Raw genomic sequence first — 26,176 nt, 5'->3', positions numbered from 1 at the left:
CTCTGCCCTTGGGGGAGGGACAAGTCGCTGGTTCTGTTCGACCTCGCCGGACAGCTTCTAGATGATTGATTCCAACGGGTAGCCTCTTGACCCGGTCACCGCAGTACGGTTCCGGATCCTTCTGGCTGGCGGTATCACTCCAGGCTGGTTCGATGGCCCAAAGACACGGCACCACCCTCCAGAGGAGACCTTGTGGGTACTTGGGGCAGCGGGAACTTCGAGAGCGACACTGCATTGGATCATCTGTCGATCGTCGTTGACCGGCTCGTCAGCGAGGTCACCGAGGCAATGGCCGGCGATCTCGTTGCCATCGAGCCCGACGAGTACTGGGGTGTTGCCGTGCCGTGCAACCTGGAGCTGCTGCATGTCCTTGCCCAGGCCGGCTACGCACACGGCAATCTGCCCGAGGTCGGGGTGGTTGAGGAGTGGAGGAAGACGTTCATGGCCGTCTGGGAGCGGACCATCGACGATCTGGAGCCTTCGCCGGGCTTCAAGGAGGAGCGACGGTCGGTGCTGAACCGTACGTTCGACCAACTGATTGACGTCACCGCCCAGCGCAGGACGGCCGATCACGAAGGTTGAGTCCAGAGCACAGCTGCGCGCGTGGGCGTGAGCCCAACGTCAGGATGTGACGCCAGACCTGGACTCCCTCGCGAACGCACTCCATGTGAAGACTGACGATCTGCTGCAGGATTCGCCACAGCTCGCTCCTGGCCCTGTTTTGGGTTCGGCTTCCTGTGCGCGCCCTGCATGGTGATGATCAAGGTGTGGACCGCAGCTTCTTCAGCAGAAGTGCGTGCAGGTGGTCCCAGACGCCGGCCTCGTTCCAGGCCGCCAGGCGCCGCAGAAATGCGCCCTTCCTCGCCCCAGCACTGCGCCGACGGGCACCGGGAGCATGCTGGTGTGCCCGGCAGATGGTGGAGTCGACATTGACCTCCCAGAAGATCAGCCCGGCCGCATACCGTAGCGGGACCTGCCGTTCGAGTACGGACCGTGGCAGACGGTGTATGGACTGTTCCGGAGATGGCAGCGTCGGGGTGTGTGGGCCCGGCTGCTGACGTTGGCGCGGAGCGGTGTGTATGGGGTTGCACCTTCCGTAGCGGCATGTGGTCCGGTGGACTGACGTCCCGATGCCTCGAGGAAGGGTCCCTGCTCATGCATTCGTCTTTCACGCCACCCCGTAAGGTCAAGATCGGTGACGCGGCGGCCTTCGTCGGCAGCACGCCACGGGCGATTCGCCATTACCACGAGATCGGCCTGCTCCCCGAGCCTGAGCGGGGCGGCGATGACCGCCGCCGCTACGGGTACGAGGACATGATCCGCTTGCTGTGGATTCGCAAGATGGCCGACGCCGGAATCGCCCTGGACGACATCCGTGACGCCTTTACCACCGGCACGGCTTCCGCCGGTGCGGACAGCGGAGAAGGTATCGCGGGCATCCTGGAGCGGTTGGAGGAAACCCTCGCCGAGCAGGAGGCGGAATTGCGGCGGCAACGGACCGCCGTGCAGCGGATGCGCACCGAAGGCAGCCGGATGGGTCTGCTCTCCGACTTCGTCACCGAACGCCTCAAGAGCCTGCCCGAGGGCTCCCTGCGTCAGGCGGACCTGGACAGTCTGTTGGTCACTGAGCGGATCTTCGGCCCGCTCGGCGCGGCCGTCCAGGCCACCCGCTTCGTCGTCCTGGCCACGCATCCCACTCTGCGGGAGGATTCCGACCGCATCGACGACGCCGAGGAGGCACTCGATGACAGCGTCGCCGTCGATGATCCACGGGTGACTCAAGTGGCCGTCGAGCGGCACGCCTTCGAAAGCGCCCTGCAGGCCGCCATCGAGGCGTCCGGCCTGGGCAAGGACGACGATGCCCTCTTCGACGCCTGGGACACTGTGCACCCTGCCACCGCCGATGACGGCGAGGACGAGGCCGACCTCAGCTCCGGCAGGCGGGAGGCTGACACTATGAGCGTGTTCGAAGCCACCGGCAAGATGCCCTACGACTTCTCCCCAGCCCGCCTGCGCTGTATGGAACTGGCCGAAGAACTATCCGCCCAAGACTCACCCGCTGCCTAGAACACGGCCTAGGCGTCCGACGACAGGCATCTTGCGGCGGCTCAGCGATGCCGAAGCGGTCGATCTCTGATGCTGGGGGAGCGAGGAGCGAACCCGCCCCGGGCCCGACCCCGCCACCGCGCAAGCTCCATCTGATCTACCGCCTCCACATCACGCCCGACGTCCGCTCAGGCCTCGCCGAGCAGGAATGGGACCAACTGCCCGACGGCAGCCACGAGATCGGCGTGATCGAGTGGGTGGACTACCGCACGGCCGCCGACCTGCCCCTCTTCCCGCCCATGGGCCCCGCTCTGGCAGCCCTGCCCGACCCCCGCGCCGCCGTCGGTGACGCCGCACCGAGCCGGTCACCCCGCGTCCGCGGCCTCGCCGGGGGAGAGCCGGTGTTCCGGTGCGGCGAGGACCGTGTCGAGGAAGGTCCGCACGAGCGCGGTCACCTCGGACGCCGGCGGTCAACGCCTGGATGGCCGGCCACTTCCACGGCGAGGACGGCTGTTCCGGGTGCGACGGCAGCCGCGGCCCGGGCGGGCACGACTGGCAGGCCCGGAGGCGCGCCATCACCGAGATTCATCGCGGTGATTTGTACCCATCGCGAAGGTGTGGCGCGCCTACCGAGCCCGCCTGGATGGGCGGTGGGTTCACGCTTCCGGGTCGGCGAACGCGGGCCGCGTGCCGTATCGCCCGACCGCGTCCGGATCGAGGGACACTCCGAGTCCGGGGGTGGACGGGATGTCGAGGTATCCGTCGGCGTCGAGTTGCCAGCCGCCCGTGACCAGTTCGTCGACGTAGGCCGACCCGGTCTTGTATTCGACGAGGTCGGTGGAGACGAGCGCGGACGAGAGCTGCAGGTCGGCGGCGAGCCCGATGGCCGTGTTCCATCCGTGCGGGATCAGGCGGATGCCGAGGTCCTGGGCGTCCCACCCGATCCGGCGCGACTCGCTCAGGCCTCCGCCCTTCGTCGTGTCGGGCTGGACGATGTCGAAGGCGCGGCGGTGGAGGTAGGGGGCGAAGCTCTGCCTGCGGGTGAGTACCTCGCCTCCGCTGATGGGGACGGGTGAGGCTGCGCGCAGTTCCGCGAAACCTTCGAGGTCGTCCGGCGCGAGGGCCTCCTCGAACCAGGCGATGCCGTAGTCGGCGAGCATGCGCGCGGTGCGCTTCGCCCATGCCAGGTCGCCGGGGAAGAAGGCTTCGGAGCCGCCGGCGTCGACAGCGAGCAGGCGGTCGCCGATCGCGGCACGGGCGGCGGCGACGGTGCGTTCGTCGGTGGCGGCGTCCACCCGGCCGAACTTCCACCAGCCGATCTTGAAAGCCGTGTATCCCTGGTCCACGAGCTGGGTGAGGTTGTCCGTCATGGGTCCGGCCTCGTCCATGAGTACGGACGCGTAGGGGCGTACCCGGGTGCGGTGGCGTCCGCCGAGCAGCCGGCCGACCGGCTGGCCGAGCGCCTTGCCGGCGATGTCCCACAGGGCGATGTCGATGGCGCTCGTCGCGTGGGTGAGCGCGCCGCCCCGCCCCATCCAGAACGCGGTCTGGTGCAGTGTCTCGGTGATCCGCTCGACCTCGACGGGGTCCTGGCCGACGATGTGCGGGCGCAGGAGATCGATTGCTCCGCGGACGAGGTTCTCGGTGGTGAAGGCGCTCCCGATGCCGGTGACCCCTTCGTCGGTGTGGACGGCGACGAGCGTGTGCACGACGTCGTCCGGGCGCAGCTCGTTCGACCATCCGCCTTCGGGGGTCGCCCCTCGAAGGCCGCAGGTCTCGACTCTGGTGATACGCATGAGTGCCTCTCGTAACGGGTGCCATCGCCGCGGGCGCCGAGGAGGCGGCGGCTGTGCTCGGGACCGTACCCGACGACGAGAGAGGTTGTCGACAATCGACCATTGAGCTACAGTCGCCGAAACGGCTCAGAGTGCCGCACCATCCCCGGAGCATCCATGGACGACGAAGCCACTCCCTCGCCCCCACCGGGCCATGCGGCCCCGGGGGCACATTCACTGGAGTCGAACAGCTGGCCTCGGCACGGATCGTCGACAAAGTACGATCCTGCTACGCTCCGGCCATGTCTGGACTTCCGTCGCTTCCCGCGCTCCCCTCCGCCTCCCTCGCCTCCCGCCGCGAAACCGTGGCAGACGTCCTGCGCGAGGCCATCACCTCAGGACAACTCCAGGCGGGGCAGAAGCTCACCGAGTCGGGCGTCGCCGAGCAACTGGGGACCAGCCGGGCGCCGGTCCGTGAGGCATTGCGCCAGTTGGAACAGGAAGGCCTCGTGATCTCCTATCCCTACCGCGGGACGGAGGTGCTCGGCGTCTCTCAGGAGGAGATCGAGAACGTCCTCGTGCCAGTCCGCGTCTCCCTGGAGAGGTTCGCCTTCCGCAAGGCGATGCCCCGTCTGACTGACGCGGACTACGCCCACCTCGAGTCACTCGTTCGCAACATGGAGGCGGCGGCCGCCGCCTCCGACGCCGCGCTGCTCGCCGACGAGGACATCCGCTTCCACGAGGCGGTCGTGACCTTGTCGGGGCAACAGCACTGCCTGCAGATCTGGCGGTCCATCCAGCCCCGCGTGCGCGCCTACTTCCGTCGCGACGCGAACCACTACGCGGACGCGACCGTGGTCGCCAGTCAGCACCAGGAACTCGTCGACGCGCTTCGCGGGGGTGACGTGCAGGCGCTGGACCGTGCCGTCGCCGCCCACATCAACACACACTTCAGAGCCATTGAGGACTCCTCGGAATGACCAAAACCGTACTGATCACCGGTGGCGGAAGCGGCATCGGACGCGCCACCGGGCTCGAAGCGGCACGCCGCGGCTGGGCCGTCGCCATTCTCGACCGTGACGCCGGGAGCGCCGAGCGGGCGGCGGACGAAGCTCTGCTCGCCGGCGCCCGCGAGGTCTGGTCGGCCGCGTCGGACGTCACCAACGAACGCGAACTCGTCGACGCGTTCAGGGCGGCGAACACGGCGCTGGGCCCCGTGGACGCGGTGGCCGCGAGCGCGGGCATCGAGCTCAACTCGCCCCTGGCGCAGATGTCCCTCGACACCTGGCGCCGCGTTCTCGACGTGAACCTCACCGGCACCTTCCTGACCGTCCGCACAGCCGCCCGAGTCCTGCAGGACGCCGGGAGGCCGGGCTCCCTCGTGTGCGTGTCGTCCCCGTCTGCCTTCGTCGGTTTCGCCGGCGGCTCGAACAGCGCGTACGGGGCGTCCAAGGGCGGGGTCTCCGCGTTCGTCAGGGCGGCCGCCATCGATCTGGCCCCCCACGGCATCCGTGTCAACGCGGTCGTCCCCGGCGCCACCGACACACCCATGCTCTACTTCGGCCTCGACGGTGAGGCGCTCGAAACCGAGCGTGCGCGCCTGCGGGACGCGGCGGCACGGCAGATCCCGCTCGGGCGGATGGCCGATCCCGTCGAGGTCGCGCGTGCCGCCCTCTGGCTGCTCTCCGACGAAGCCTCGTACGTCACGGGCAGCCACTTGGTGTGCGACGGCGGCCTCATGGCCAAGAGCGCGAACGACTTCTGACCGGCAAGACCTCACGGAAAGAGAACTCACATGACGACCCAGGCCATCGGCACCACGACGTGGGTAGTCGCGGACGGCTACATCCCCCCGGGCAGCACCGGACCCGCCCCTGCGATGACCAGTCACGACAGCATCTGCATGCTCAATGCCGGCGACGACCCCGCACGCGTCGCCGTGGACGTCTTCTACACCGACAGGGAGCCGGTCGGGCCGTACGAACTCACCGTTCCCGCACGCCGTGCACACCATCAGCGGATCAACGACCTGCGCGGCCCTGAGCCGATACCCGCGGGGACCGACTACTGCCTGGTGATCCGGAGCGACCGGCCGATCGTCGTCCAGCACACCCGCCTCGACTCCCGGCAGGCGGAGAACGCCCTGATGTCCACCATCGCCTACCCCTCTGCCCTGTGACTGAGTTGGTCGACAATCTTCAATCGACAAGGATCTCTGATGTCCTCCTCCTGCCCCAGAGAGAGCGGCCACCTGACCCGCCGGGTGGCCTTGATCGCGGCGGCAGCCGCCGTCGGCGGCTTCCTCTTCGGATTCGACACCGCCGTGATCAACGGCGCCGTGAACGCTGTCGAGTCCAACTTCGGGCTTGACTCCGTGGGGCTTGGTGCCGTTGTCGCCGTCACGCTGCTGGGCGCCGCCCTCGGCTCGTTCAGCGCCGGCCGGCTCGCCGACCGCATCGGGCGCCCGCGCACCATGGCGGCCGCGGGAGCCGTCTTCCTCGTCGCCGCGATCGGTTCGGGACTCTCGCACAACGTCTGGGACCTGGGAATCTGGCGCCTGCTCACCGGCTACGGGGTCGGATTCGCGACGGTCATCGGTCCGCTCTACATCTCGGAGATCGCACCGGCCACTGTGCGCGGCCGACTCGCGTCCCTGCAGCAACTGGCGATCGTCGTCGGCATTTTCGCCGCTCTTGTCTCCGACAGCTCGGTCGCATTCGCGCTCGGCGGCGCGGACGCGCAGGTCTTCCTCGGCCTGCCCGCGTGGCGATGGATGTTCCTCGTCGGCGTCGTGCCGGCCCTCGTCTACCTGGCCGTCGCGTTCACCGTTCCCGAGTCGCCGCGGTTCCTCGTCGCGCACGGGCGGGTCCCCGAGGCCCGCGACGTGTTGCGCAAACTCCAGGACCTGACGGACGAAGAAGCCACCGCGCTGACCGACCGCATGGCCGCGACCGTGCGGGCCGACCGCCCCGCCCGCTTCCGGGACCTCCTCGACCGCCGACGCGTCCTCCTCCCCGTCGTCTGGGTGGGGATCGGGCTGGCGGCCCTTCAGGCCCTCGTCGGCGTGGACGTCATCTTCTACTACTCCACCTCCATGTGGCAGTCCGTCGGCTTCGACGAGTCGGCGGCGTTCGCCCTGTCGGTACTGAGTTCGCTCGTGAACGTGGCCGCGACGGTGGTCGCCATGCTCCTCATCGACAGGGTCGGCCGTCGCCGGCTGCTGCTCGCCGGATCAGCCGGCATGGTCGTCAGCCTCGTCGCCGTTGCGGTGGGATTCTCGACCGCCACCGTTGCCGCGGACGGCGAACCCGCTCTGTCCGCAGTCTGGGGACCGGTCGCTCTCGTCGGCGCGAACGTGTTCGTCGTCGCTTTCGCGGTCTCCTGGGGGCCGGCTGTCTGGGTCCTGCTCGGCGAGATGTTCCCCAACCGCATACGCGGGGTCGCCCTGTCGGTGTGCGCCGGCGCCAACTGGCTCGCGGGGGTCCTGCTCAACTTCTCGTTCCCGGCCTTGCGCAGCCTCTCTCTCGCGGGGAGCTACGCGGTCTACACGTTCATGGCCATGCTCTCGTGGCTCCTCGTGTACTTCTTCGTCACCGAGACGAAGGGGCGTTCACTGGAGGACATGCAGGAGGGCCCGACGCCGGTGACGAGCCCAAAGCTCCGAGCGTGAGCCGTCGACGGTCTGGAGACCCGGTCAGGCCGGGCGGCGGGGCGCGCCGGACGGCGCGCGATCAACGAAGGGGAGCCCCTCACGGTTCTGTCGCTGGAACCCGAGCGGTACGCATCCAGGTCCGGCCGCGCCCCGCCGGCACGCGGTGTGGGTCGAGAGCATGGTGCCCATCGGGGAGCACCTGGCAGATGGATGGTCACGACGTGGGGGTGGTTGAGCCGGGCCAGGGCCCGTGCCCCGCGCAGAACGCGCTCGCGCGAGACGTCCGACGCCTGCGCGTCCGACCGTACGGCCTTGAGTGCGACCTGCCGGTGCAGCACGGTGTCGCTCGCGACGAGTCTTGATCAAAGCGGTTGCCGGGGTGGCTCGTGCCCAACCGGTGGACGAGCCGCATGCGTGGTCCCGATCGAACGCCGACAAGGCTGACCTGGCCTTCCAGCAGTGCAGCGAGCCGACGGGCCTGCCTGGGGTCGGCGTCGCCCCATTGCCGGGCGGCACCGCGATCGACTCGGTCCTCGGCGGGGGTGTCCTGGCGTCGTCCGCCCGACCGGACCGGGCCCGTGAGGTCGTCGATCTCCTCGGATCCGACGCGGCGTCGGGGATCGCCCGTGCCAGGGGCATGCGGGCGGTCGGGCCGCGGGGCTGACCAGACGCCCGGGGGAACCAGCGGACCCGGGCTCCCGGGCGGTCGCCGTCCCGCCCTTATGACAACGGCATTGACGTGTTTCGGGCCGCCCGGTTTCATTGCTCGCACTTTCCCCACCCACACACCCAAGGCGGTGATCCCTTGGCATCGACGGAGAAGGCCACGGGCAGCGGTCCGAGAACCGGCGCGAGCGGCTCCCATCACTCCATGCACCGGTCCCTCGGCCTCCTCGACGGCGTGGCGATCGCCGCCTCCAGTACCGCCGCGACCAGCAGCATCGGGATCGGCCTGGGCCTGATGGCCGGTGTCGTCGGGCTGCACCTGCCCGCCATCATGCTGCTGGCGTTCCTGCCGGTGCTCGCCGTAGCCGGCGGCTACGGCCGGCTGAACACCGCCGAGCCGGACGCCGGCAGCAGCTACCGCTGGGTGGGCCGCACGCTCAACCCCTGGCTCGGCTTTCTCACCGGCTGGGTGAACACCGTCGGCACGGTGGTGTTCATGGCGTACACCACGACCGTCACCGGCTCGTCGATCGTTCAATTCCTCGACCTGGTGCACCTGCGCAGCGTCGCCGGCCTGCGGCTGGACGCTGACTCGACCGTCCAGTGCACCCTGATCGGTCTGGCCGTCCTGGTCGGCGCCGCGCTGGTCGCGATGCACGGGCTCGACCTGGCCGCGCGGCTCCAGAAGGCGCTGCTGGTGTTCGAGTACGCCGTGCTGCTGGGCTTTTGCGGGTACGGTCTGTTCGCCGGCGACCAGCCGTTCTCGCTCCAGTGGTACAACCCCTTCGCGATCCCGTCCCTTGAGGCGCTGGCTCAGGGCATGGTGCTCGCGGTGTTCTGCTACTGGGGCTTCGAGTCGGTGTTCAGCGTCGGCGAGGAGGTCCGCCACCCGCGCGACGCCTCCCGGGCCGGGACGGTCGCCCTGGTGGTGATGCTGCTGCTGTTCCTGCTCGCCGGCACCGCCTTCCAACGGGTGCTGCCGCTCGACGAGTTGGCGGACAACGGCGCGCACGGACTGACCTACTTCGGGGACCGGTTGGCCTCGCAGCCCCTGGCCGCGCTGCCGCTGATCGCGCTGATGTTCTCCGCGGTGGCCTCGCTGCAGTCCTCGGTGATCCCGACTGCCCGCGGCCTGTACGCGATGGGCCGCGACGGCGTGCTCGGCCCGGTCTGGACCCGCCTGCACCCCCGCCACCGGACGCCCGCCGCGGGCACCCTGCTGATCACCGGCGTCGCGGTCGCCCTGGCGCTGTGCGCGGTCGCCATCCCGACCGTCAACGACCTCATCTCCGCCGCCGTCAACGCGATCGGCATCATCGTCGCGCTGTACTACGCGCTCACCGCCGTCGCCGCCGCGGTCCGCTTCCGTCACCTGCTGCGCACCAGCCTCCTGGAGGGTCTGCGCGCGGTGGTCGGTCCGCTGTTCGGCGCCGCGACGCTGCTCGCCGTCGGCGGCTACCTCGCCTGGACCTTCTACGACTCCGCCGACCATTTCGAACTCGCCGCCGGCAACGGCTGGTTCGAACTCTCCGTGGTGATCCTGATGATCGTCAGCGGTCTGCCGGCAGCGGCCTGGGCCCGCTGGGGGCGCCGCTCACCGTACTTCCTCGGCGACATCCGCTAGTCGCGGACGCCTCGCATCACCCAGTACTACCCGAGAACGGAGCACCGCCCATGACCAAGGCCGATCTGGTCTTCACCCGAGGCCCCGTGCACACCGGCGACGCCGCCCGCACCCGCGCGAGCGCCCTGGCCGTGACCAGAGGGCGGATCACCGCCGTCGGGCACGACGAGGTGCACGAACTGATCGGGCCGGGAACCGAGGTCGTCGATCTCGCGGGAAAGCTGCTGCTTCCCGGTTTCCAGGATGCGCACATCCACGCCGTGGGCGGCGGCATCGAGCTGGCCGCCTGCGACCTCACCGGCACCGTGGGCGCCGCCGACTGCATGGCACGGATTCGCACCTACGCCGAGGCCCACCCCGACCAGGAGTGGATCACCGGCAGCGGCTGGTCGATGGAGAGCTTCGACGGCGGCCTGCCGACCCGGCAGCTGCTCGACACCGCTGTCCCCGACCGCCCGGTCTTTCTCACCAACCGCGACCACCACGGCGCGTGGGCCAACACCCGAGCCCTGGAGCTCGCGGGCCTCGACCGCGCCACCCGCGATCCAGCCGACGGCCGGATCGAACGGGAGCCGGACGGCACCCCCAGCGGCATGCTCCAAGAAGGCGCCACCGCCCTGGTCGCCCGGCTGATCCCGCCCGTGACCGCCGCCGACCGCCTCGACGGGCTGCTGCGCGCGCAGCGGCTGCTGCACTCGCTCGGCATTACCGGCTGGCAGGACGCCCTGCTCGGCGAGTTCAACGGCATGCCCGACCCCTCCCACGCGTACCTGGCCGCCGCCCGCTCCGGCGCGCTGACCGCCCGGGTGACCGGCGCGCTCTGGTGGGAGCGCGACCGAGGCGCCGAACAGGTCCCCGAACTTGTCGAACGTCGCGCGGAGTTGACGCACGGCAGGTTCCGGGCCGGCTCGGTGAAGATCATGCAGGACGGCATCGCGGAGAACTTCACCGCCGCCATGACCAGCCCCTACCTGGATGGCTGCGGCTGCGCCACCGCCAACTCCGGCCTCAGCTTCATCGATCCGCTCGCCCTGCGCGGCCACGTCACCGAACTCGACGCGCTGGGCTTCCAAGTGCACTTCCACGCGCTCGGCGACCGGGCGGTGCGCGAGGCGCTGGACGCGATCGAGGCCGCTCGCGCCGCCAACGGATGGCGCGACACTCGCCACCACCTCGCGCACCTCCAGGTGGTCCACCCGGACGACGTGCCGCGCTTCGCCCGGCTCGGCGCCGTCGCCAACATCCAGCCGCTGTGGGCAGCCCACGAGCCGCAGATGGACGAGCTGACCATCCCGTTCCTCGGTCCGGAGCGCGCCGCCCGGCAGTACCCGTTCGGCGCTCTCCAGCGGGCGGGCGCCACTCTGGCGGCGGGCAGCGACTGGCCGGTGAGCAGCCCGGACCCGCTGGCCGGCCTGCACGTGGCCGTCAACCGGCGCCGGCCCGACGCCGACGACGGCCGGGTCCTGCTGCCCGAGCAGCGGCTCGACCTCGCCTCCGCGATCGCCGTCTACACGGCCGGGTCGGCGTTCGTGAACGGCCACGACGACGCCGGCGTGCTCGCCCCCGGGCAGTTGGCCGATCTGGTCGTCCTCGACCGCGACATCCTCACCGGCCCGCCCGAGGAGATCGCCGCGGCCCGGGTGCTGCGGACGTACGTCGGCGGCGAACTGGTCCACGCCGCCGACTGATCCCACCCGTCGCCCCAAGCCGTCGGCGGCGAGCAGGTGCCCGGTGGCGGCGATGGGCGGGTGGGATCGGCGGTGCTGCGGAAGCAGCGGTAGACCGCGCCGGGATCGGCACCCAGCGCGGTGCCGAGCCGGCGGACGGTGAGCGTCGCCTCCGCACCGTCCTGCCCGACCAGCCCCGTAGCGCCGTGTCGACGATCAGTTCGTGGGAGAGCACCACTCCCTGCTTGGGCGGCCGCCGACGGCGCCGCCGGGGCTCGGGCACTACGCGTTCGCTCATCCCCCCAGCGCATGACAGCGCAATTGACGTAATGCAGATTCCTGACAGTTGAGGAGCCTTCCCTTGAGCTCGCTTTCCATCGACCGGGTGGACGGAGTGGCGGTCCTGACGCTCCGTCGCCCGGCCAAGCGCAACGCCCTCGACGACGCCACCGTGCTCGGCGTCGAGGAGTTCTTCCGCAAGCCGGGCGCGGACGTCCGCGCCGTCGTCCTGGACGCCGAGGGTGATCACTTCTCTGCCGGGCTCGACCTCGGCGAGCTGACCGAGCGCTGCGCCGAGGAGGCGCTGGAGCACTCGCTCATGTGGCACCGCGTCTTCGACACCATCGAGGGCGGGCGCGTCCCCGTGGTGGCCGCGCTCAGGGGCGCCGTGATCGGCGGCGGTCTGGAGCTGGCGGCCTGCGCGCACATCCGCGTGGCCGAGCCGTCCACCTTCTACGCGCTGCCCGAAGGACAGCGTGGACTCTTCGTAGGCGGTGGCGGCTCGGTCCGGATCCCCCGGCTGATCGGCGCACACCGGATGGCGGACATGATGCTCACCGGCCGCGTACTCGACGCCGCCGAGGGCCAGGCCGTCGGCCTCTCGCATTACCTGACCGAGGAGGGCGGGGCGCGCGCCAGGGCCCTGGAAATCGCGGAACGGATCGCGGCCAACGCCCCGCTGACCAACTTCGCCGTCCTCCAGGCACTCCCACGGATCGCCGAGGCCTCGCCCGCCGGCGGCCTGCTGCTCGAATCCCTCATGTCGGCCGTCGCGGCCGGCAGCCGCGACGCCCAAGAGCGGATGCGCGCGTTCCTCGAGGGCCGCGCCGCGAAGATCGCCGCCGGACAGGACTCGCACGGAAAGGGCGACCGATGAGCGAGATCCTCAGCACCCCCGGCCCGACGGTCAGGGACGAGTCGGAGATCGGCCGCTACCTCCGCTGGCTGGAGTCGGAGCGACAGCTGAGCTTCCCGGACTACGACAGCCTGTGGCAGTGGTCCGTCACCGATCTGGAGGGCTTCTGGTCCTCGGTCTGGGCCTTCTTCGACGTCCGCCCGCACACCCCGCCCACGGCGGTCCTGGGCCGCAGGTCGATGCCGGACACCGAGTGGTTCCCTGGCGCGACACTCAACTACGCCGAGCACGCTCTCGGCCGCGAGGAGGACCTCGACGCCGTCGCGCTGGTCGCCCGCTCCCAGACCCGGGCGCCGGTCGAGCTGACCTTCGGCGAACTCCGCGACCAGGTCGCCCGGGCCCGTGCCGGGCTGCTACGCCTCGGCGTCCGCAAGGGCGACCGGGTCGTCGCCTACCTGCCGAACATCCCGGAGACGCTGGTGGCCTTCCTCGCCACCGCGAGCATCGGCGCGGTCTGGGCGGCCTGCGCGCCGGAGTTCGGCCCGCGCAGCGTGGTGGACCGGTTCGCCCAGCTTGAACCGAAGGTGCTGCTGACCGTCGCCGGCTACCGCTACGGGGACCGCGACATCGACCGCCGCACCGAGGTGGCGGAGATCGTGTCCCGGCTGTCCACCGTGGAGCGGGTCGTCCACGTCCCGTACGGACCGAACGCACTCCCCGACGCGCTGGCCTGGACGGAGCTGCTGTCCGAGCCGGCCGAGCCGGCCTTCGAACCCGTGCCGTTCGACCATCCGCTGTTCGTGCTCTTCTCCTCCGGCACCACCGGCATCCCCAAGGCGATCGTCCACCGGCACGGCGGGATCCTCCTGGAGCACCTGAAGAACCACGCGCTGAGCTGGGACCTGAAGCCGGGTGACCGGATGCTCTGGTTCAGCACGACCGCCTGGATGCTGTGGAACAGCCTGGTCTCGGCGCTGCTCGTCCGCGCGTCAATCGTCATGATCGACGGCAATCCGGTCCACCCCGACCTGCGGGAGCAGTGGCGGATCGCGGAGGAGACGGGGGCGACGCTGATGGGCGCGAGCCCCGGCTATCTCATGGCCTGTCGCAAAGCCGGGATCCGGCCGGCCGAGGAGTTCGACCTGTCGCGGCTGCGGCAGCTCGGCGCGGCGGGCAGCCCGCTCGCCGCCGACGGTTTCCGCTGGGTGGCCGAGCAGTTCGGGGACCGGGTGCTCCTGAACGTCGGCTGCGGCGGTACCGACGTCTGTACCGGCATCCTCCAGGGCAGCCCGCTCCAGACCGTCCGTGCCGGAGAGATCTCCGGCCCCTGCCTCGGGGTCGCCGCGTACGCCTACGACAGCGAGGGCCGGCGGGTCGTCGGCGAGCTGGGCGAGCTGGTGATCACCGAGCCCATGCCGTCGATGCCCGTCGGCTTCTGGGGCGACGCCGACGGTTCCCGCTACCGGGCCGCGTACTTCGAGGAGTACCCGGGCGTGTGGCGGCACGGCGACTGGGTGCGGTTCGCGCCCGAGGGCCACTGCGTCGTCGCCGGACGCTCCGACGCCACCCTCAACCGGGGCGGGGTCCGGCTCGGCACCGCCGAGTTCTATGCCGTCGTCGAGGACCTGCCCGAGATCGAGGACAGTCTCGTCGTTCACATCGAGGACCCGGAGGGCGGCAACGGGGAGCTGCTGCTCTTCGTCGCGGGCCCCGTGCAGCTGGACGACGCCGTCCGTACGAGGATCGTCCGCGCGCTGCGGTCGGCGCTGTCGCCGCGGCACGTGCCGGACGTCATCGAGCGGGTGCCCGCCGTCCCGCGCAACCGCACCGGCAAGAAGCTGGAGGTGCCGGTCAAGCGGATCCTCCTCGGCGCGCGTCCCGAGTCTGTCGTCAGCACCGACGTCCTCGCCGATCCCCGTTCCCTGGCCCCCTTCGTCGCGTACGCCGCAGGGCGGCCCGCCGGCACCGGTCAAGGGAGCGCGTCGTGAGGGTCGCCGTCGTCGGCACCGGGGTCATCGGGGCTTCCTGGACCACGCTCTTCCTGACCCACGGGCACGAGGTCGTCGCGACCGATCCCGCACCCGCCGCGGAGGAGCGGCTCCGGGCGGCCGTCACCGCCGACCAGGGCCGGCTGTCGTTCACCCCGGACCTCGCCGAGGCCGTCGCGGACGCCGGCTTCGTCCAGGAGAACGGCCCGGAGCGTCTCGAGCTGAAGGACGACGTCTTCGCCGTCCTCGACGCCGCGTCCCCGCCGGCGACGATCCTGGCCAGCAGTTCCTCCGGCCTGCTGCCGTCGCGGATCCAGCAGGCCTGCGCAGCCCATCCCGAACGGGTCCTCGTGGGGCATCCGTTCAACCCGCCCCACCTCATCCCGCTGGTCGAGGTCGTGCCGGGCGAGCGGACCGGCGAGGCTGCCGTCGAAGCGGCCATGGGCTTCTACCGCGGCCTGGGCCGCCATCCGATCCGGCTGCGCCGGGAACTGCCCGGCCATGTCGCGAACCGGCTCCAGGCCGCGCTGTGGCGGGAGGCGTACTCCCTCGTCGAGCGCGGCGCGGCGAGCGTCGCCGACATCGACGCGGCCATCTCCCACGGTCCCGGCCTGCGCTGGGCGCTGCTCGGGCCCTTCCTCAACCAACACCTCTCGGGCGGTGAGGGCGGCATCGCGCACGTGCTGGAGCACCTCGGCCCACCCATGGAGGAGTGGTGGGCCGACCTCGGCTCACCGCGCCTCACGCCCGAGCTGACGCGCGCGATCGCCGAAGGCGTCAGCGACGAACTGGCCGGGACCGCGAAGGCCGACCTCGTGGCGGAACGCGATGCCCTCCTCTCCCTCCTCCTCGACGCCAAGAACCGGACCGACCACCTGTGAGTACACGGATGAACCCCGCCGAATCGATCGCCATCGACTTCCACGTCCACGTGGAGCAGGACGCCCACGGCCATCTCGCGCTCGACGCGGAGCTGATGGACGCCTCGGCCGCCTACTTCAAGTCCGGCCAGGACCGCACGCCGACTGTGGAGCGCCTGGCCGCGTACTACCGTGAGCGCCGCATGGCCGCCGTGATCTTCACGGTGGACGCCACCACGGGCCTTGGCCATCCCGCCCTGTCCAGCGAGGAGATCGCCGAGGCGGCGGCCGCCCACCGCGATGTCCTCATCCCGTTCGGCTCCATCGACCCGCACCGGCCGGACGCCGCCGCCCGGGCCCGCTCGCTCGTCCTCGACCACGGCGTCCGCGGCTTCAAGTTCCACCCGAGCCTCCAGGCGTTCGCCCCCAACGCCCGGCAGCACTACCCGCTCTACGAGGCGATCCAGGAACTGGGCGTCCCCGCCCTGTTCCACACCGGGCAGACCGGGATCGGCGCGGGCCTGCCCGGTGGGCGCGGTATCAAGCTGCGCTGGTCCGACCCGATGCTCCTGGACGACGTCGCCGCCGACTTCCCCGGCCTGACGATCGTTTTGGCGCACCCGTCGGTGCCCTGGCAGGACGAAGCGATCTCCGTCGCCACGCACAAGGCCAATGTGTACATCGACCTGTCAGGGTGGTCGCCGAAGTACTTCCCGCCGCAGCTCGTGAAGGCCGCCGGTTCCTTCCTCCGGCACAAGGTGCTGTTCGGCTCCGACTTTCCCGTCATCACGCCCGACCGCTGGCTGGCGGACTTCGCCACCCTCGACATCGAACCGGAGGTCCACCCCCTGATCCTCAAAGAGAACGCCGCCCGCGTCCTGGCCCTCTGACGACGCACGCGAGAGGCGATCGGGCGCGGTGGTTCACCTGCGCCCGTTCCCCTCATCGGCGACTCGACTGCACGGCCGGTGGTGCGGCGGGCGGCAGGGGAGTCTGCTCGGTGCTGCCCTGCGGGGCACGTTCGATGTTGTCCTCCGTCGCTGCCCCCCGGATTCCATCGGCGACACTTCGTGTGAAGTCGGCCGGGGACGGCTGGTTCGGCAGTTGGGCGGGCACCGTCGTGCCGTTCCTGCCGCCTGTCCGGTCGGCGAACAGCGCCACTGTCAGGGCGAGCCGGCCGTCGTACCCGGTGGTCCACAAGGTCCGGCGTGTGGTTCCACCGCCCGCCCCGCCGGTGAAGAAGTCACCGGTCGGTGGGTTCGCCGGGTCGGCGTGCCCGTCCAGCACGCGCCGCGCGCTGGGACGCGCCTGGTAGACGGTGCGGCCTGCTCGGGTGATGAGCGCGACGGTGTACGGAGCGGCGTATCTGCCGTCCGCGGCCAGCGTCGCGTAGGCGGACGCCAGGCTCACCGGAGTCGGCGCCGCGGACTTGAGCAGTGTGCGCAGCGGCTCCGCCGCCTTCATTCCACTGAACGGCTCCAGGGCGGTCCCCGCCTCCACGGCTCCGCTCACGGCGTCGTTGAACGGCCGGCGTGCGTAGTCGGAGCCTCCGTACAGCAGCCGTACCGCTCCGTCGCCGGGCACCATGCCGACGACGGCGGTGTGCACCCGGACGCCCTTGCGTGTAGGGGGGTTCTCAACCAGTTGGGCAGTGATGTCCTGCAGCGCCAGGTCGAAGGTGGTCCTCACGCTGTAGCCGCCGCTCGCGAGCTGGTCCTCGGTGATGCCGAGCCGGTCGGCGGCCTCCTTGGCGGCGACGTCGATCAGGTACTGCCGCTGGCCGTCCGTCCTGCCCGGCGGATAGAACCGGAACGCCGGGAACCGGGCCTGGGCACGCAGCCGTTTCGTGATGCTCCCGCTCGCGGCCATCGCGTCGAGCACCCACTCCCAGCGGCGCTTGAGCTTCGCGGTCACCTTCGGATCCGAACCCGCCTTCTCGTAGTACGACGGGATGTTGATGATGGACGCCAGTGCGGCGCCCTGCGCGAGGGTCAGGTTCTTGGCGTCCACGCCGAAGTAGTTGCGCGCGGCGGACTGGATGCCGGCGGCGCCCCGCCCGAAGTACACGGTGTTGAGGTAGCCCTGGAGGATCTCGTCCTTGCCGCGGGTGCGGTCCAGCTTGATCGCGATGAGCGCCTCGCGGGCCTTGCGGGACAACGAGTGCTCCGGGGTCAGCAGCGCGTTCTTCACGTACTGCTGGGTGATGGTGGAGCCGCCCTGCGGGGCACCGCCGGTCATCGTCGCGAGCGCAGCCCGTGCGACGGCCCGCGGTGAGACCCCGCTGTCGGTGCGGAAGGAGCGGTTCTCCGCGGCGATCACCGCGTCCTGCACATGCCGGGGGACCGCGGACAAGGGGACGTCCTGCCGGTCGGCCGGTCCGCGCCGGCCCAGATAGGCCCCGTCCGCGTCGAGGAAGACGGTGCTCTGGGCCACGGTCTCGGGGTGCGGCTGTGGAATGGGCGTCAGGTGGTACGCCACGACGGCCGCCGCGCACAGCACGGCGATCAGCGCGAGGAACGCGTAGCACAGCCGGCGAAGCCGCCGAGTCCGGGTGCGCCGGAGCCGGGTCCGTAGCGGAGCGCGCCCACGATCGCCAGCCACCTTCCCGGCCTGCGGCGCCGTTTCCCGCGGCCGGGACTTCTGCGTCTCCGTCCGGTTCATGTCCGCCCCCGCGTGCTCTTCGAGCCTGCCACGGCCTTGCCCGAGGCGTCGTACACCGTGACGCTCAGCCCGCCCATGCCCATGGAAAGGGTCATGTCTTTCACCGGCAGCGGTGCGCTCGTGTACCAAAGGCCCCACCCCGGGCTGCCCGCCAGGACGATCACCTTCGCGGTGAGGCTGCCGCCGCGGGTTCTGACCTCGACGCGGCTCGGATCGCCATGGAGGCCGCGGAAGAGACCTGACAGGAAGAAGCCTTGTCTCACGGTGTCCACCCGCATGGAGACGCCCGGTTCGTCGAGCGCGTGGTGGATGCCGCCCCCTGCCGCGGCCACGGGCGCCGACCAGTGCCCGTCGTCGGCCGACAGCCACACCTGCAGTCCGGGCCCGATGGTCACCCGCTCGCCCAGTGCGACGACACGGACCGGGCTCGTCGCCGAACCGGCACGGGCTCCGGCATCGGACGCTCCTGCCCGCGTACCGCCACCCTCGAGCCGATCGATGCAGAGGAGGGCGACGGGTGTGAGCAGTGCCGCGCAGGCGGCCGAAGCCACGGCGATACGGCGTCGCCCACTGGCGCGGCCCTGTGCCTGGAGGTCGTCCAGTGGCGCCGGGGAGGGGACGAGCTCACCGACTGCACGGGCGTACGCCTCGCGCAGTTGCTCGGTGGCGGTGCCGGAGTCCGGGCCGGCCGCCCGCAGTCCGTGCCGGGCCTGGGCACGCACCGTGCCCGGCGAGCAGCCCAGCACCTGGGCGATCTCCGCGTCCGCCAGCCCCTCCCGGATGCGCAGTACCAGAACGGCCCGCCGCCGCGCGGTCCGCCGCCCGCGCCGCCAGGGACGCAGGTATCCCCGCAGCAGACAACGCAGCACGTGGAAGTCCACGTCGTCGCGTGGGACGCGGCGCCATCGCGCGCACATCCGCACCAGCGTGGTGCGCACCAGTTCCTCCGCCGCGCCGGGGTCGTCGGTGAGCAGCCGAGCGGTCGCGACCAGCCGGGGCCAGTGAGTGCGGGCGTACGCGGCGAAGTCATGGCCCGCGGGGAGCACGTCGTGGGTGGGTGGCACGTGGGTGGTCCTTCGGATGGGGAACTCGGGCACGGGTGGATGAGGTCTGGGAAACTTCTGCCTGGCGGTCCAGGCCGGCCGGGGGCCGCGGCGTGACCGACTGCGTGTCGGTGGAGGTCCTCGACCGCGCGGCCCCCGGCCGGACCGTGAACGACGACGTGCTGCAACGATCGCGCCGCCCCAGGTTTCAGCGGGCGGCGCACGTCACGATGCGGTCAGAACCGCCAGGACGGGCTGTTCACGATGTCCAGCAGCGCGTCGGTGTCCAGCGGCACCTGCTTCGTCGGCCGATCCGTCCACTGCTGAAGGGCCACGGTCCGTCCGTCCTTGCGTTCCACCCGTACGTACTGGGACTCACGGCCGTCGGCGGGGAACCTCATGGTCAGCGACTCCGCCCGTGCGCCATCGGCGAGTTCGACCGTCTCGCAGTGCTCCCTCGGCATGACGTCCTGCGGCGTCGTCCCGTCCCTGTGCGTGATCTTCGGCAGCGGGATCTTCGCGCAGAACGGCACGTGGGACTCCTTGGCCGTGTACCCCACGCTGCCGATGAACGTGACCTTCTGGCCGCCGTTGTCCCATGTCACGCGGAAGGTCCGGCCCTTGATGTCACCGTCATGAGTGGTCGTCCGACCCTCGGGGAGCAGTGTGGCGAGGGTGTCGGCAAGCCGCTTGCTGCTCCAGCGTGTCGCGTGCTCGACCCCGGGGCCGAAGCTGTCGGGCCGCAACGAGCGAGCCTCGTCGGTGCCCATACCGGCCGGCACCAGCGGGCCGAGGAGCGGGTCGGCGGCGGACACGTTCGCGGCGGGACCGGCACCAGGCGCGGCCAGGGCCAGTACGGCGACCACCGCCGCGGAGGTGACGCCCGCGCCGGTGAGCGCGAGACGCCGCCGGGTCTTGGTGCGCCGTCCGGCCGCGACCACGGAGTCCACGGTGGTCCGTACGGGTGGCTCCTCGCCGATCCCGGCCTGCAGCAGGTTCCTGACATCCTGATTGCTCATGGCAGAGTGACCTTCTCTTGGGTGTGGTGGGTGGACCGGGCGAGCGTCCCGAGCGCGTCGGGACGGTGGTCGTCGCCCAGGAGGGCCCGCAGACGGGCCAGTGCCCGAGCCGTGTGGCTCTTCACGGTGCCGACGGAGCAGCCCATGGCCGCGGCCGTCGCGGCGATGTCGAGGTCGGCCCAGTAGCGCAGGACCACCACGGCACGCTGGCGTGCTGGCAGGTCGTCCAGTGCCGCCCGTACCCGGAGTTCGAGCGCCGGGTCCGCGGCGGGCACGGCATGGTCGGGAAGATCCCGGGCGGGGTACTCCCGCCGCCAGCGCCGCCGTGAATGGTCGATGCAGGCCCGGGTGAGCACGCGGTGGGCGTACGCCTCCAGGTTCTGTATCCGTCGCCGTCGTCCCCACACGGTATAGAGCTTGGTCAACGCCGTCTGTGTGATGTCCTCGGCGTGGTGCCAGTCCCCGCACATCAGGTATGCGGTGCGTCGCAGATGCGGCAACCGCTCCTCGGCGAAACCACGGAACTCTTCCAGATCCCCGGTGCGCAACACATGCCCTCCTTTCGTCTCTGACCACACCGACGGAGCGGACCGGCCGGAAGGATGTCACGGGGCGCCGAAAACTTTTCGCGCGTACTCCCCGGGCACCCGGTGACCTCCCCGCGGCCTCACGCCGCCGTTCCGGCCGACGGCATGTGAGCAGGCGGCCATGCGCCCGCGCCCGTCGGCTACCTGCGCATGCCGGAGCGCCGCGGGGACCGCATCATCGAGAGGATGCGTGTGCGAGGCATAGGGGAGTCGGGCCCCGGAGCGCCGCCGTGCTGTCGCCGAGGCGGGGGAGCGCCCTTACCGCCCTTGGCCAAGGAGGAACAGGGCTGCGTTGATCCATGGCCCGGGGAACCTTCTCGGATCCCGTCTCGGTCTGAACGGTCCCGCCGAATCAAGTGAGGAAGCTGGAGGGAAATGTTGTGGTGACGCATGGCTGTCGTCAGGAACCACAGCCCCGGTGATCGTTGACCGGTCGTCAGCGCGGCCGGCAGCAGCATCAGGCGCCGGCCCGACTGTCCGGTCGTCAGTCCCGCTGCCGTTCGATTCGAACCTGCTCGAATAGTGGCGCGAGACCTCGCGATGACGGACCTGATCGACGCAGGCTGTAACGGCCGAGCAATCACATAGGCCAACCGCCGGCCAGTACGACTCGTTGCGCTGTGAACCGCAGGGGAGGATACCCAGTGCGCCGTCGCCACAAAGCCGCCGTCGCAGTAGCGGTCATCGTGACAACAGTCGGAGTGATGGGCCTCACGCACACACGGTCCCAGACCTTGCCGCAGCGACCTCACGCACTCAGCGAGGAAGAGAAGGACCTGCTGCACGAGGCCGAAGAGACGCTGACCCGTTCCTGCATGGCGGGCAAGGGCTTCAGAACCTGGGTGGTGCCCCGGCAGCCAGTGCCCGACGACCGGGATTTCCCCTACGTCGTCGATGACGTGGAGTGGGCATCCAGGCATGGATACGGAAGCGACATCCTCGCTCGGCGAGCCGAGGTGCGCGCCTCCGACCCGAACCGGAACTACTTCGCCGGTCTGACACCGGCGGAGCGACAGCGCGCGCTGGACGCACTCCACGGAGAAAGGACCGGGAAGCGCGTCTCGGTCCGATCCCCGAACGGCACGACGGTCAGCCGTGTGGACGGCGGGTGCGCCGCAGATGCCCAGAAGAAGCTCTACGGGGACCTCGAGACATGGTTCCGGGTGCTGACCGTCACGGATGCTCTCAGAACGCTGCGTAGCAGCATGACCACCGGCAACGCCGAGTTCGCGAGCTCGGTCAAGGACTGGTCCGCGTGCATGCGCGCTCGTGGACTCCCCTACAAGACCCCGCAGGAGGCTCGTGGCGCATTCTTGAACCCGGATCGCCAGATCAGCCGGAAGAGCGAAATACGCGCAGCGGTCACCGAGGCACGCTGCGCGGCGAGTTCCGGTCTCTCCCGCACCGTTCACCGTCTCGACACGCAGTACGACAAGCAGCTGCGCCACCAGTATGCAGATGAGGTGCGACACAGGCTCAGGTTGGAGAACGAAGCGCTTCCGCACGCCCGAGCCGCTGTCCGTACCTCGTGACGGACCGGCATGGCAACCGACCAGGGAACAGGACACCATGAAGAAGATCAGCATTGCCTTGACCACCCTCACGCTCGCGGCCATGGCCGCGACCGCACCCACCGCCTCCGCACAGCCCGAGCCGTCGTCGGCGGCTCCGAAGGGCGCCGTGGCCGCTGCTGCCGACGGCTACCTGTACGCGTGGGACGGCTTCGCTCGTGGCGGAGCCCAGTGCCGCTGGCAGCTGGACGACGCCGACTGGGGCACCTGCTCCGGCATCAGCATGAGAAACCGGGCGAGCTCTCTCGAGAACCGCGGCTACGCCGGCGCCTACGAGGACGTCGACCTGTTCTACAGCCCCTCCTGGGGAGGTTCCAGGAACTGCCTGCCCAACGGCTACTACCTCGACAACCTCACGGGCATCTACTTCCTGTGGGACGGCAAGGCCGGCCAGGGGCAGACGATGAACAACAACATCGCCAGTCACCGCTGGACCAACAACTGCTGACGGGCCCGACAGAGCCCTCACCCTCGCAGCGAGCAGAGCTCACCGACATGTGAGCGACGAAGCCGCCGTCCTCAGGGGCGTGTCGCGTGGGGGCTTCCCGACCGCGCGGGCGAACGGCCGCTGGCACGTGAAGGCAGGGCCGCCAGTCTGCCCTGCGCCTGGCCTGTGGGACGAGGCGGCGGGCCGGGTGTGACCCGGCCCGCCACCTCGTGCCTTTGCACTGCCGGCTTCACCACCGGGCGGCGGCTCCCTGCGTCACTGATCCCCATGATCGTGGCGGCGGCCGGCGCCAGGTCCTTGAAAACGGTCACCGGGGCTCCACGGGCCGCTTTGGATGGGGTGCCAGCGCACCTTGAGAGTGCGCCAACGAGGTTGGGGACACGGCGGTTTGGTCGTCCCGGGTGGTGGCAGGAGGGCTTGTGGGCGCACCGCGTTCCCGTCACCCTTCAGTTGAGCTGCTCGGCCAGTCCGACGATGATGCCCTCGGGGCCGCGGACATAACAGAGGCGGTAGGTGTCCTCGTACTGTGCCAACTCGCCGACCAGTTCGGCGCCGTGAGTGCCCAGGCGGGCAACGGTGTCCTCGATGTCGTCGACGGCGAACATGACGCGGTGCGTGCCCAGAATGTTGTGCGGCCTGTCGCGCGGCCCGGCGCCGAGTGCTGCGGGGCTGCGGTACTTCGCCAGCTCAAGCCGGCTGTGACCGTCCGGAGTCCGGAGCATCGCGATGTCACAACGGACGCCGTCGAGCCCGGTGCACTGGTCGGCGACGAGCCCCTCGATCTCCGTCCTGCCCTCCAGCTCCATACCGAGTTCCACGAAGAACGCGATGGCGGCCTCCATGTCCTCGACGACGATGCCGACGTTGTCCATCCGCTGAATCGCCATGTTGGTTTCTCCATCTTCCGCCGTGCGGCCGGTGGTGGCCGCTGTTGCCCCTGGGACGGAGCCGGTGGCACGTGTTCGACATCCTGCCCGACGAATCTCGGCGAGCGGCCTTCGCCACGCAAAGCACCGGCGCGGTGCCCGCAAGCACGCTCGCGCCGCCGTCGCCGCGAAGATCGATGACGCAGTGCGGCAGCGGTGGCAGCCCCTGGTGCGCAGGCACCGGCAGCGCCAGGCAGCCGCCACGGGCGGCGTCAGGGTGGCGACCCGCGCGAGCTGGCCCGAGAGTGCGGAACGTGAGCTCTTGTGGCGACTGGGCCGCGGGTGCGGGCACAGGTGTGAGTTCGGCGGCCTCGCCGGTCCACCGGGGCCCAGTGGTCGGAGGCGTCGTGGGCGGGGATGAAGCGCCCCTCGGGATCGTTCGGGGCGAACACCCGCATAGTGGTCTCGGCGGTGGTCTTCAGGGTCCAAGCGGGCTCGGCGTGGCTGCCGGCGTAAGTCACCTCGGCCGTGAGGCGCCAGGTGAGCAGGCGTCGGTCCTCCGTGTGCGGGGCGACGACCACCCGCCGGGTCTCGCCCACGGGTACGGTCAGCGGCAGCGCGGAGCTCGGATTGAGCGGGCGTCCCGTGTCGCCGACGGCAGTCCGGACGACGGGCGGTGTCTCGTCCGAGAGGATCTCGTGGTCCGGCATCAGCATCGGCTGGTAGTTCTCCAGGCCGCGGCGTCGGGCGTCGGCCAGGTCCTCGGCGAAGGAGAGGGAGGGGCCGGGCAGGGGAGCGACCACCACTCCGTCGGGCCGGAACTCCTCGCGGGAGACGACCTCGGCGCGCAGTGCGCGCGGGACCACGGGGACCGTACCGTCGGCCAGCAGATCGACATACACGTTGTGGCCGGAGCAGGGGATGTCCAGTGGCTCGGGGCCGACCTCGGAGCTGGGCAGCAGTCGCACGCTGATGTGTGTCAGTCCGAGCACGCGGGTGGCGAACCGGATGCCGTCGTCGGGTGCGGTGGCGCCGGACGGACTGCGGGTGGGCGGCATCAGCGCACGCTCCATTCCGTGCCGCGGGACGGCCTGGCCATCGTGCGGAAGGGGTGTCCCGCAAGGTCGATCAGCGTCGTCCCCTGTCGGTCCTCGCAGATCCAGTTGAGCTCCAACGTCCAGGCGACGTAGAAGCGTTCGGCGACGACGAGCAGCTCGAAGACCTCGGGATCGTCCGGGCTCACCCTGTACGAGAAAGGGGCCCGTCGTCGGCTCGGGGCTTGAGGCGGGGAGGGTCGGTGTCGAGGAGGACGGTGTAGCCGCGGGGCGAGACGACTCCGGCGTGCGGCATGAGGTACCCGCGCGGGCGATGCCGTTCGAGCACGACCGGGCGCAGGGCGCTCAGTACGACCGTCCTGCCCGCGCCGGGCAGATCGACCAGGGCGTACCGGTCGCCGTGCACGTGCGGAGAGCCGACTGCGGGCCGGTGGCGCACGGCCGCGCGTGGTGGTGGCCGACGGGCTCGGGGCGGGGGTACGTCGTCTCTCGAGGGCGAAGGCCGCAGGGACCCGTACGGATTTCGATGGTCAGGCATGAATGGCTTCATCATCTTCCATTCCCAGGGGCCCGGCTGCCAGCATCGGCGCACCGCCACCCCGTTGAGGGAGAAATCAGATGAAGCGTCCCCTTTCCTTGCGCTGTCTTGCAGCCCTGGCCGTGGTCGCCCTCGCGGCCACCGCCTGCGGGCGTTCCGGCCGGGGCGATGCCCCGTCCAGCAGTTCCTCCAGGGCTTCCGACTCCCGGTCGGCCGCCGAGATGCTCCCCGAGCCGTACCGGAAGAAGGGGGTGCTCACGGTGGCCACCGCGGTGGGATACCCGCCGATGGAGATGTACAAGCCGGGAACCACCGAGCTCACCGGTGTCGACCCCGCTCTGGCAGAGGCCATCGCGGGCCGGCTGAAACTCCGGGTGGAACTCACCAACGCCGCGTTCGACGGGCTGATACCCGGACTCGAGTCCGGCCGCTTCGACCTGGTCATGTCGTCCATGACGGACAGCGCCCAGCGGCGGCGGGCGGTCGACTTCGTCGACTACTTCCGCACCGGCGGCGTCATCATGACGAAGAAGGGCAATCCGCAGGGCATCGCCTCGCTCGCGGACCTGTGCGGCAAGAACGTCGTCCTCGCCAAGGGCAGCTCCAACCTCCGCATCGGCGAGGAGCAGAATGCCGAGTGCGAGGAGAAGATGCGGATCTCGCAGAGCGAGGACGCCCCGACCGGGCTGCTGCAACTGGACAGCGGACGCGCCGTCGCGACGATCGTCGACTACCCCGTCGCCAGGATGTTCTCCGAGAAGAAGAGCGGAGCGTACGAGGTGCTGCCGAAGCAGTACGGCACCGCTCCGTGGGGCATCGCGGTCTCCAAGAGCCAGACCGGACTGCGCGACGCGGTCCGCACGGCACTCCAGGAGCTCATCGACAGCGGTGAGTACCGCAAGATCCTCGACACCTGGGACGTCGGCGACAGCGCCGTCACCGAGGCCACGGTCAACGACGGGCAGTGAGACCGGA

Annotated in this window: 25 protein-coding genes and 3 pseudogenes; 17 read left to right on the top strand and 11 right to left on the bottom strand. The window is 70.4% G+C overall.

Translation table 11 applies throughout. The features are described 5' to 3' along the window. Positions 1 to 192 precede the first annotated feature (192 nt). From ACH499_RS13840 to ACH499_RS13830, 3 genes and pseudogenes are all read left to right on the top strand, one after another. Positions 193 to 582 carry a DUF4259 domain-containing protein gene (locus ACH499_RS13840; RefSeq protein WP_356205188.1) on the top strand — a complete coding sequence of 130 codons (390 nt, stop codon included), beginning with the start codon at positions 193 to 195 and terminating at the stop codon, positions 580 to 582. 385 nt (positions 583 to 967) lie between these two features. Beyond that, a pseudogene (locus ACH499_RS13835) lies at positions 968 to 1,069 on the top strand (transposase); the annotation flags it as partial. Between the two features lie 86 nt (positions 1,070 to 1,155). Continuing rightward, positions 1,156 to 2,067, top strand: a complete 912-nt coding sequence (locus ACH499_RS13830) for a MerR family transcriptional regulator (protein ID WP_399015647.1) — start codon at positions 1,156 to 1,158, stop codon at positions 2,065 to 2,067. 635 nt (positions 2,068 to 2,702) lie between these two features. Here the strand turns inward: ACH499_RS13830 and ACH499_RS13825 are convergent. Further along, complete coding sequence (locus tag ACH499_RS13825; protein ID WP_356205190.1) at positions 2,703 to 3,842, bottom strand: mandelate racemase/muconate lactonizing enzyme family protein; 1,140 nt, start codon at positions 3,840 to 3,842, stop codon at positions 2,703 to 2,705. A gap of 281 nt (positions 3,843 to 4,123) precedes the next feature. Between ACH499_RS13825 and ACH499_RS13820 the strand changes: the two genes are divergently transcribed. The 4 genes from ACH499_RS13820 to ACH499_RS13805 are packed head-to-tail and all read left to right on the top strand — an operon-like array spanning position 4,124 to position 7,491. After that, positions 4,124 to 4,801, top strand: coding sequence for a GntR family transcriptional regulator (locus ACH499_RS13820; RefSeq protein ID WP_356205191.1), 678 nt, complete (start codon positions 4,124 to 4,126; stop codon positions 4,799 to 4,801). Beyond that, on the top strand, positions 4,798 to 5,586 hold the full coding sequence (locus ACH499_RS13815; RefSeq protein ID WP_399015645.1) for an SDR family NAD(P)-dependent oxidoreductase: 789 nt from the start codon (positions 4,798 to 4,800) through the stop codon (positions 5,584 to 5,586). The genes ACH499_RS13820 and ACH499_RS13815 overlap by 4 nt, the downstream gene beginning before the upstream one ends. A gap of 30 nt (positions 5,587 to 5,616) precedes the next feature. Next, the gene (locus ACH499_RS13810; protein WP_356205193.1) at positions 5,617 to 6,000 is read left to right on the top strand and encodes a sensory rhodopsin transducer; all 384 of its coding nucleotides are present in this window, start codon (positions 5,617 to 5,619) and stop codon (positions 5,998 to 6,000) included. A 39-nt stretch (positions 6,001 to 6,039) separates the two neighbouring features. Further along, positions 6,040 to 7,491 carry a sugar porter family MFS transporter gene (locus tag ACH499_RS13805; RefSeq protein WP_399015642.1) on the top strand — a complete coding sequence of 484 codons (1,452 nt, stop codon included), beginning with the start codon at positions 6,040 to 6,042 and terminating at the stop codon, positions 7,489 to 7,491. A 188-nt stretch (positions 7,492 to 7,679) separates the two neighbouring features. On the opposite strand, the pseudogene ACH499_RS13800 reads toward ACH499_RS13805, so the two are convergent. Beyond that, positions 7,680 to 7,823 (bottom strand): annotated as a pseudogene (locus ACH499_RS13800) (serine/threonine protein kinase); the annotation flags it as partial. On the opposite strand from ACH499_RS13800, the gene ACH499_RS13795 reads away from it, so the two are divergent. The 3 genes from ACH499_RS13795 (at position 7,790) to ACH499_RS13785 (ending at position 11,451) form a co-directional block, all read left to right on the top strand. After that, positions 7,790 to 8,137, top strand: a complete 348-nt coding sequence (locus ACH499_RS13795; protein ID WP_399015640.1) for a substrate-binding domain-containing protein — start codon at positions 7,790 to 7,792, stop codon at positions 8,135 to 8,137. The pseudogene ACH499_RS13800 and the gene ACH499_RS13795 overlap by 34 nt on opposite strands. A 207-nt stretch (positions 8,138 to 8,344) precedes the next feature. Next, positions 8,345 to 9,763, top strand: coding sequence for an APC family permease (locus ACH499_RS13790; protein WP_356205227.1), 1,419 nt, complete (start codon positions 8,345 to 8,347; stop codon positions 9,761 to 9,763). A 50-nt stretch (positions 9,764 to 9,813) separates the two neighbouring features. Then, entirely contained in the window at positions 9,814 to 11,451 is a 1,638-nt protein-coding gene (locus ACH499_RS13785) for an amidohydrolase (RefSeq protein WP_399015638.1), read from the top strand. 65 nt (positions 11,452 to 11,516) lie between these two features. Here the strand turns inward: ACH499_RS13785 and ACH499_RS13780 are convergent. Continuing rightward, a pseudogene (locus ACH499_RS13780) lies at positions 11,517 to 11,728 on the bottom strand (TetR family transcriptional regulator); the annotation flags it as partial. Between the two features lie 63 nt (positions 11,729 to 11,791). Here ACH499_RS13780 and ACH499_RS13775 point away from each other — a divergent pair. Genes ACH499_RS13775 through ACH499_RS13760 form a run of 4 tightly spaced genes read left to right on the top strand, consistent with a single transcriptional unit; the run spans position 11,792 to position 16,303 of the window. After that, on the top strand, positions 11,792 to 12,586 hold the full coding sequence (locus ACH499_RS13775) for a crotonase/enoyl-CoA hydratase family protein (protein WP_399015635.1): 795 nt from the start codon (positions 11,792 to 11,794) through the stop codon (positions 12,584 to 12,586). Continuing rightward, entirely contained in the window at positions 12,583 to 14,553 is a 1,971-nt protein-coding gene (locus ACH499_RS13770; RefSeq protein ID WP_399015633.1) for an acetoacetate--CoA ligase, read from the top strand. Before ACH499_RS13775 ends, ACH499_RS13770 begins: the two co-directional genes overlap by 4 nt. After that, entirely contained in the window at positions 14,550 to 15,434 is an 885-nt protein-coding gene (locus tag ACH499_RS13765; protein WP_356205198.1) for a 3-hydroxyacyl-CoA dehydrogenase NAD-binding domain-containing protein, read from the top strand. The genes ACH499_RS13770 and ACH499_RS13765 overlap by 4 nt, the downstream gene beginning before the upstream one ends. An 8-nt stretch (positions 15,435 to 15,442) precedes the next feature. Continuing rightward, a complete protein-coding gene (locus tag ACH499_RS13760) occupies positions 15,443 to 16,303 on the top strand; it encodes an amidohydrolase family protein (protein ID WP_399015631.1) in 861 nt (286 codons plus the stop codon). Between the two features lie 52 nt (positions 16,304 to 16,355). Here ACH499_RS13760 and ACH499_RS13755 read toward each other — a convergent pair whose 3' ends face one another. The 4 genes from ACH499_RS13755 to ACH499_RS13740 all read right to left on the bottom strand — a co-directional run bounded on the left by ACH499_RS13755 (position 16,356) and on the right by ACH499_RS13740 (position 20,684). Further along, positions 16,356 to 18,014, bottom strand: a complete 1,659-nt coding sequence (locus ACH499_RS13755) for a transglycosylase domain-containing protein (RefSeq protein ID WP_399015629.1) — start codon at positions 18,012 to 18,014, stop codon at positions 16,356 to 16,358. A gap of 56 nt (positions 18,015 to 18,070) precedes the next feature. Beyond that, positions 18,071 to 19,138, bottom strand: a complete 1,068-nt coding sequence (locus ACH499_RS13750; RefSeq protein WP_399015626.1) for a sigma factor-like helix-turn-helix DNA-binding protein — start codon at positions 19,136 to 19,138, stop codon at positions 18,071 to 18,073. A 215-nt stretch (positions 19,139 to 19,353) separates the two neighbouring features. Continuing rightward, positions 19,354 to 20,136 carry a hypothetical protein gene (locus ACH499_RS13745; protein ID WP_399015624.1) on the bottom strand — a complete coding sequence of 261 codons (783 nt, stop codon included), beginning with the start codon at positions 20,134 to 20,136 and terminating at the stop codon, positions 19,354 to 19,356. Beyond that, entirely contained in the window at positions 20,133 to 20,684 is a 552-nt protein-coding gene (locus ACH499_RS13740) for a SigE family RNA polymerase sigma factor (RefSeq protein ID WP_399015621.1), read from the bottom strand. The genes ACH499_RS13745 and ACH499_RS13740 overlap by 4 nt, the downstream gene beginning before the upstream one ends. Positions 20,685 to 21,427: 743 nt before the next feature. Between ACH499_RS13740 and ACH499_RS13735 the strand changes: the two genes are divergently transcribed. Continuing rightward, positions 21,428 to 22,255 carry a hypothetical protein gene (locus ACH499_RS13735; protein ID WP_399015619.1) on the top strand — a complete coding sequence of 276 codons (828 nt, stop codon included), beginning with the start codon at positions 21,428 to 21,430 and terminating at the stop codon, positions 22,253 to 22,255. A gap of 37 nt (positions 22,256 to 22,292) precedes the next feature. Beyond that, positions 22,293 to 22,742, top strand: a complete 450-nt coding sequence (locus tag ACH499_RS13730; protein ID WP_399015617.1) for a hypothetical protein — start codon at positions 22,293 to 22,295, stop codon at positions 22,740 to 22,742. A gap of 446 nt (positions 22,743 to 23,188) precedes the next feature. Here ACH499_RS13730 and ACH499_RS13725 read toward each other — a convergent pair whose 3' ends face one another. From ACH499_RS13725 to ACH499_RS13710, 4 genes are all read right to left on the bottom strand, one after another. Further along, positions 23,189 to 23,629 (bottom strand): VOC family protein, encoded by a 441-nt coding sequence (locus tag ACH499_RS13725; protein ID WP_399015614.1) that lies wholly within the window; start codon positions 23,627 to 23,629, stop codon positions 23,189 to 23,191. A 251-nt stretch (positions 23,630 to 23,880) separates the two neighbouring features. Beyond that, complete coding sequence (locus tag ACH499_RS13720) at positions 23,881 to 24,666, bottom strand: hypothetical protein (RefSeq protein ID WP_399015612.1); 786 nt, start codon at positions 24,664 to 24,666, stop codon at positions 23,881 to 23,883. Beyond that, positions 24,666 to 24,851: a hypothetical protein gene (locus tag ACH499_RS13715; protein ID WP_399015610.1), complete on the bottom strand. Its 186-nt coding sequence runs from the start codon at positions 24,849 to 24,851 to the stop codon at positions 24,666 to 24,668. Before ACH499_RS13715 ends, ACH499_RS13720 begins: the two co-directional genes overlap by 1 nt. Beyond that, complete coding sequence (locus ACH499_RS13710; RefSeq protein ID WP_399015608.1) at positions 24,848 to 25,069, bottom strand: hypothetical protein; 222 nt, start codon at positions 25,067 to 25,069, stop codon at positions 24,848 to 24,850. Before ACH499_RS13710 ends, ACH499_RS13715 begins: the two co-directional genes overlap by 4 nt. Before the next feature lie 212 nt (positions 25,070 to 25,281). On the opposite strand from ACH499_RS13710, the gene ACH499_RS13705 reads away from it, so the two are divergent. Then, positions 25,282 to 26,169 carry an ABC transporter substrate-binding protein gene (locus tag ACH499_RS13705; RefSeq protein ID WP_399015605.1) on the top strand — a complete coding sequence of 296 codons (888 nt, stop codon included), beginning with the start codon at positions 25,282 to 25,284 and terminating at the stop codon, positions 26,167 to 26,169. Positions 26,170 to 26,176: the final 7 nt, after the last annotated feature.

Origin of the sequence: Streptomyces sp. NPDC018947, assembly GCF_044390505.1 — a bacterium.
GTDB lineage: Bacteria > Actinomycetota > Actinomycetes > Streptomycetales > Streptomycetaceae > Streptomyces.
Note: the sequence above shows the minus strand (reverse complement) of the source record. Positions and strands in the feature narration are given on the sequence as shown.

Excerpts from the sequence above, each read along its gene's own strand:
- ACH499_RS13725 (WP_399015614.1), bottom strand. The coding sequence starts at position 23,629 with ATGGCGATTCAGCGGATGGACAACGTCGGCATCGTCGTCGAGGACATG.
- ACH499_RS13790 (WP_356205227.1), top strand. The coding sequence starts at position 8,345 with ATGCACCGGTCCCTCGGCCTCCTCGACGGCGTGGCGATCGCCGCCTCC.
- ACH499_RS13730 (WP_399015617.1), top strand. The coding sequence starts at position 22,293 with ATGAAGAAGATCAGCATTGCCTTGACCACCCTCACGCTCGCGGCCATG.
- ACH499_RS13735 (WP_399015619.1), top strand. The coding sequence starts at position 21,428 with ATGGGCCTCACGCACACACGGTCCCAGACCTTGCCGCAGCGACCTCAC.
- ACH499_RS13720 (WP_399015612.1), bottom strand. The coding sequence starts at position 24,666 with ATGCCGCCCACCCGCAGTCCGTCCGGCGCCACCGCACCCGACGACGGC.
- ACH499_RS13830 (WP_399015647.1), top strand. The coding sequence starts at position 1,156 with ATGCATTCGTCTTTCACGCCACCCCGTAAGGTCAAGATCGGTGACGCG.
- ACH499_RS13705 (WP_399015605.1), top strand. The coding sequence starts at position 25,282 with ATGAAGCGTCCCCTTTCCTTGCGCTGTCTTGCAGCCCTGGCCGTGGTC.
- ACH499_RS13785 (WP_399015638.1), top strand. The coding sequence starts at position 9,814 with ATGACCAAGGCCGATCTGGTCTTCACCCGAGGCCCCGTGCACACCGGC.
- ACH499_RS13745 (WP_399015624.1), bottom strand. The coding sequence starts at position 20,136 with ATGAGCAATCAGGATGTCAGGAACCTGCTGCAGGCCGGGATCGGCGAG.
- ACH499_RS13770 (WP_399015633.1), top strand. The coding sequence starts at position 12,583 with ATGAGCGAGATCCTCAGCACCCCCGGCCCGACGGTCAGGGACGAGTCG.
- ACH499_RS13810 (WP_356205193.1), top strand. The coding sequence starts at position 5,617 with ATGACGACCCAGGCCATCGGCACCACGACGTGGGTAGTCGCGGACGGC.
- ACH499_RS13820 (WP_356205191.1), top strand. The coding sequence starts at position 4,124 with ATGTCTGGACTTCCGTCGCTTCCCGCGCTCCCCTCCGCCTCCCTCGCC.
- ACH499_RS13825 (WP_356205190.1), bottom strand. The coding sequence starts at position 3,842 with ATGCGTATCACCAGAGTCGAGACCTGCGGCCTTCGAGGGGCGACCCCC.
- ACH499_RS13815 (WP_399015645.1), top strand. The coding sequence starts at position 4,798 with ATGACCAAAACCGTACTGATCACCGGTGGCGGAAGCGGCATCGGACGC.
- ACH499_RS13760 (WP_399015631.1), top strand. The coding sequence starts at position 15,443 with ATGAACCCCGCCGAATCGATCGCCATCGACTTCCACGTCCACGTGGAG.
- ACH499_RS13805 (WP_399015642.1), top strand. The coding sequence starts at position 6,040 with ATGTCCTCCTCCTGCCCCAGAGAGAGCGGCCACCTGACCCGCCGGGTG.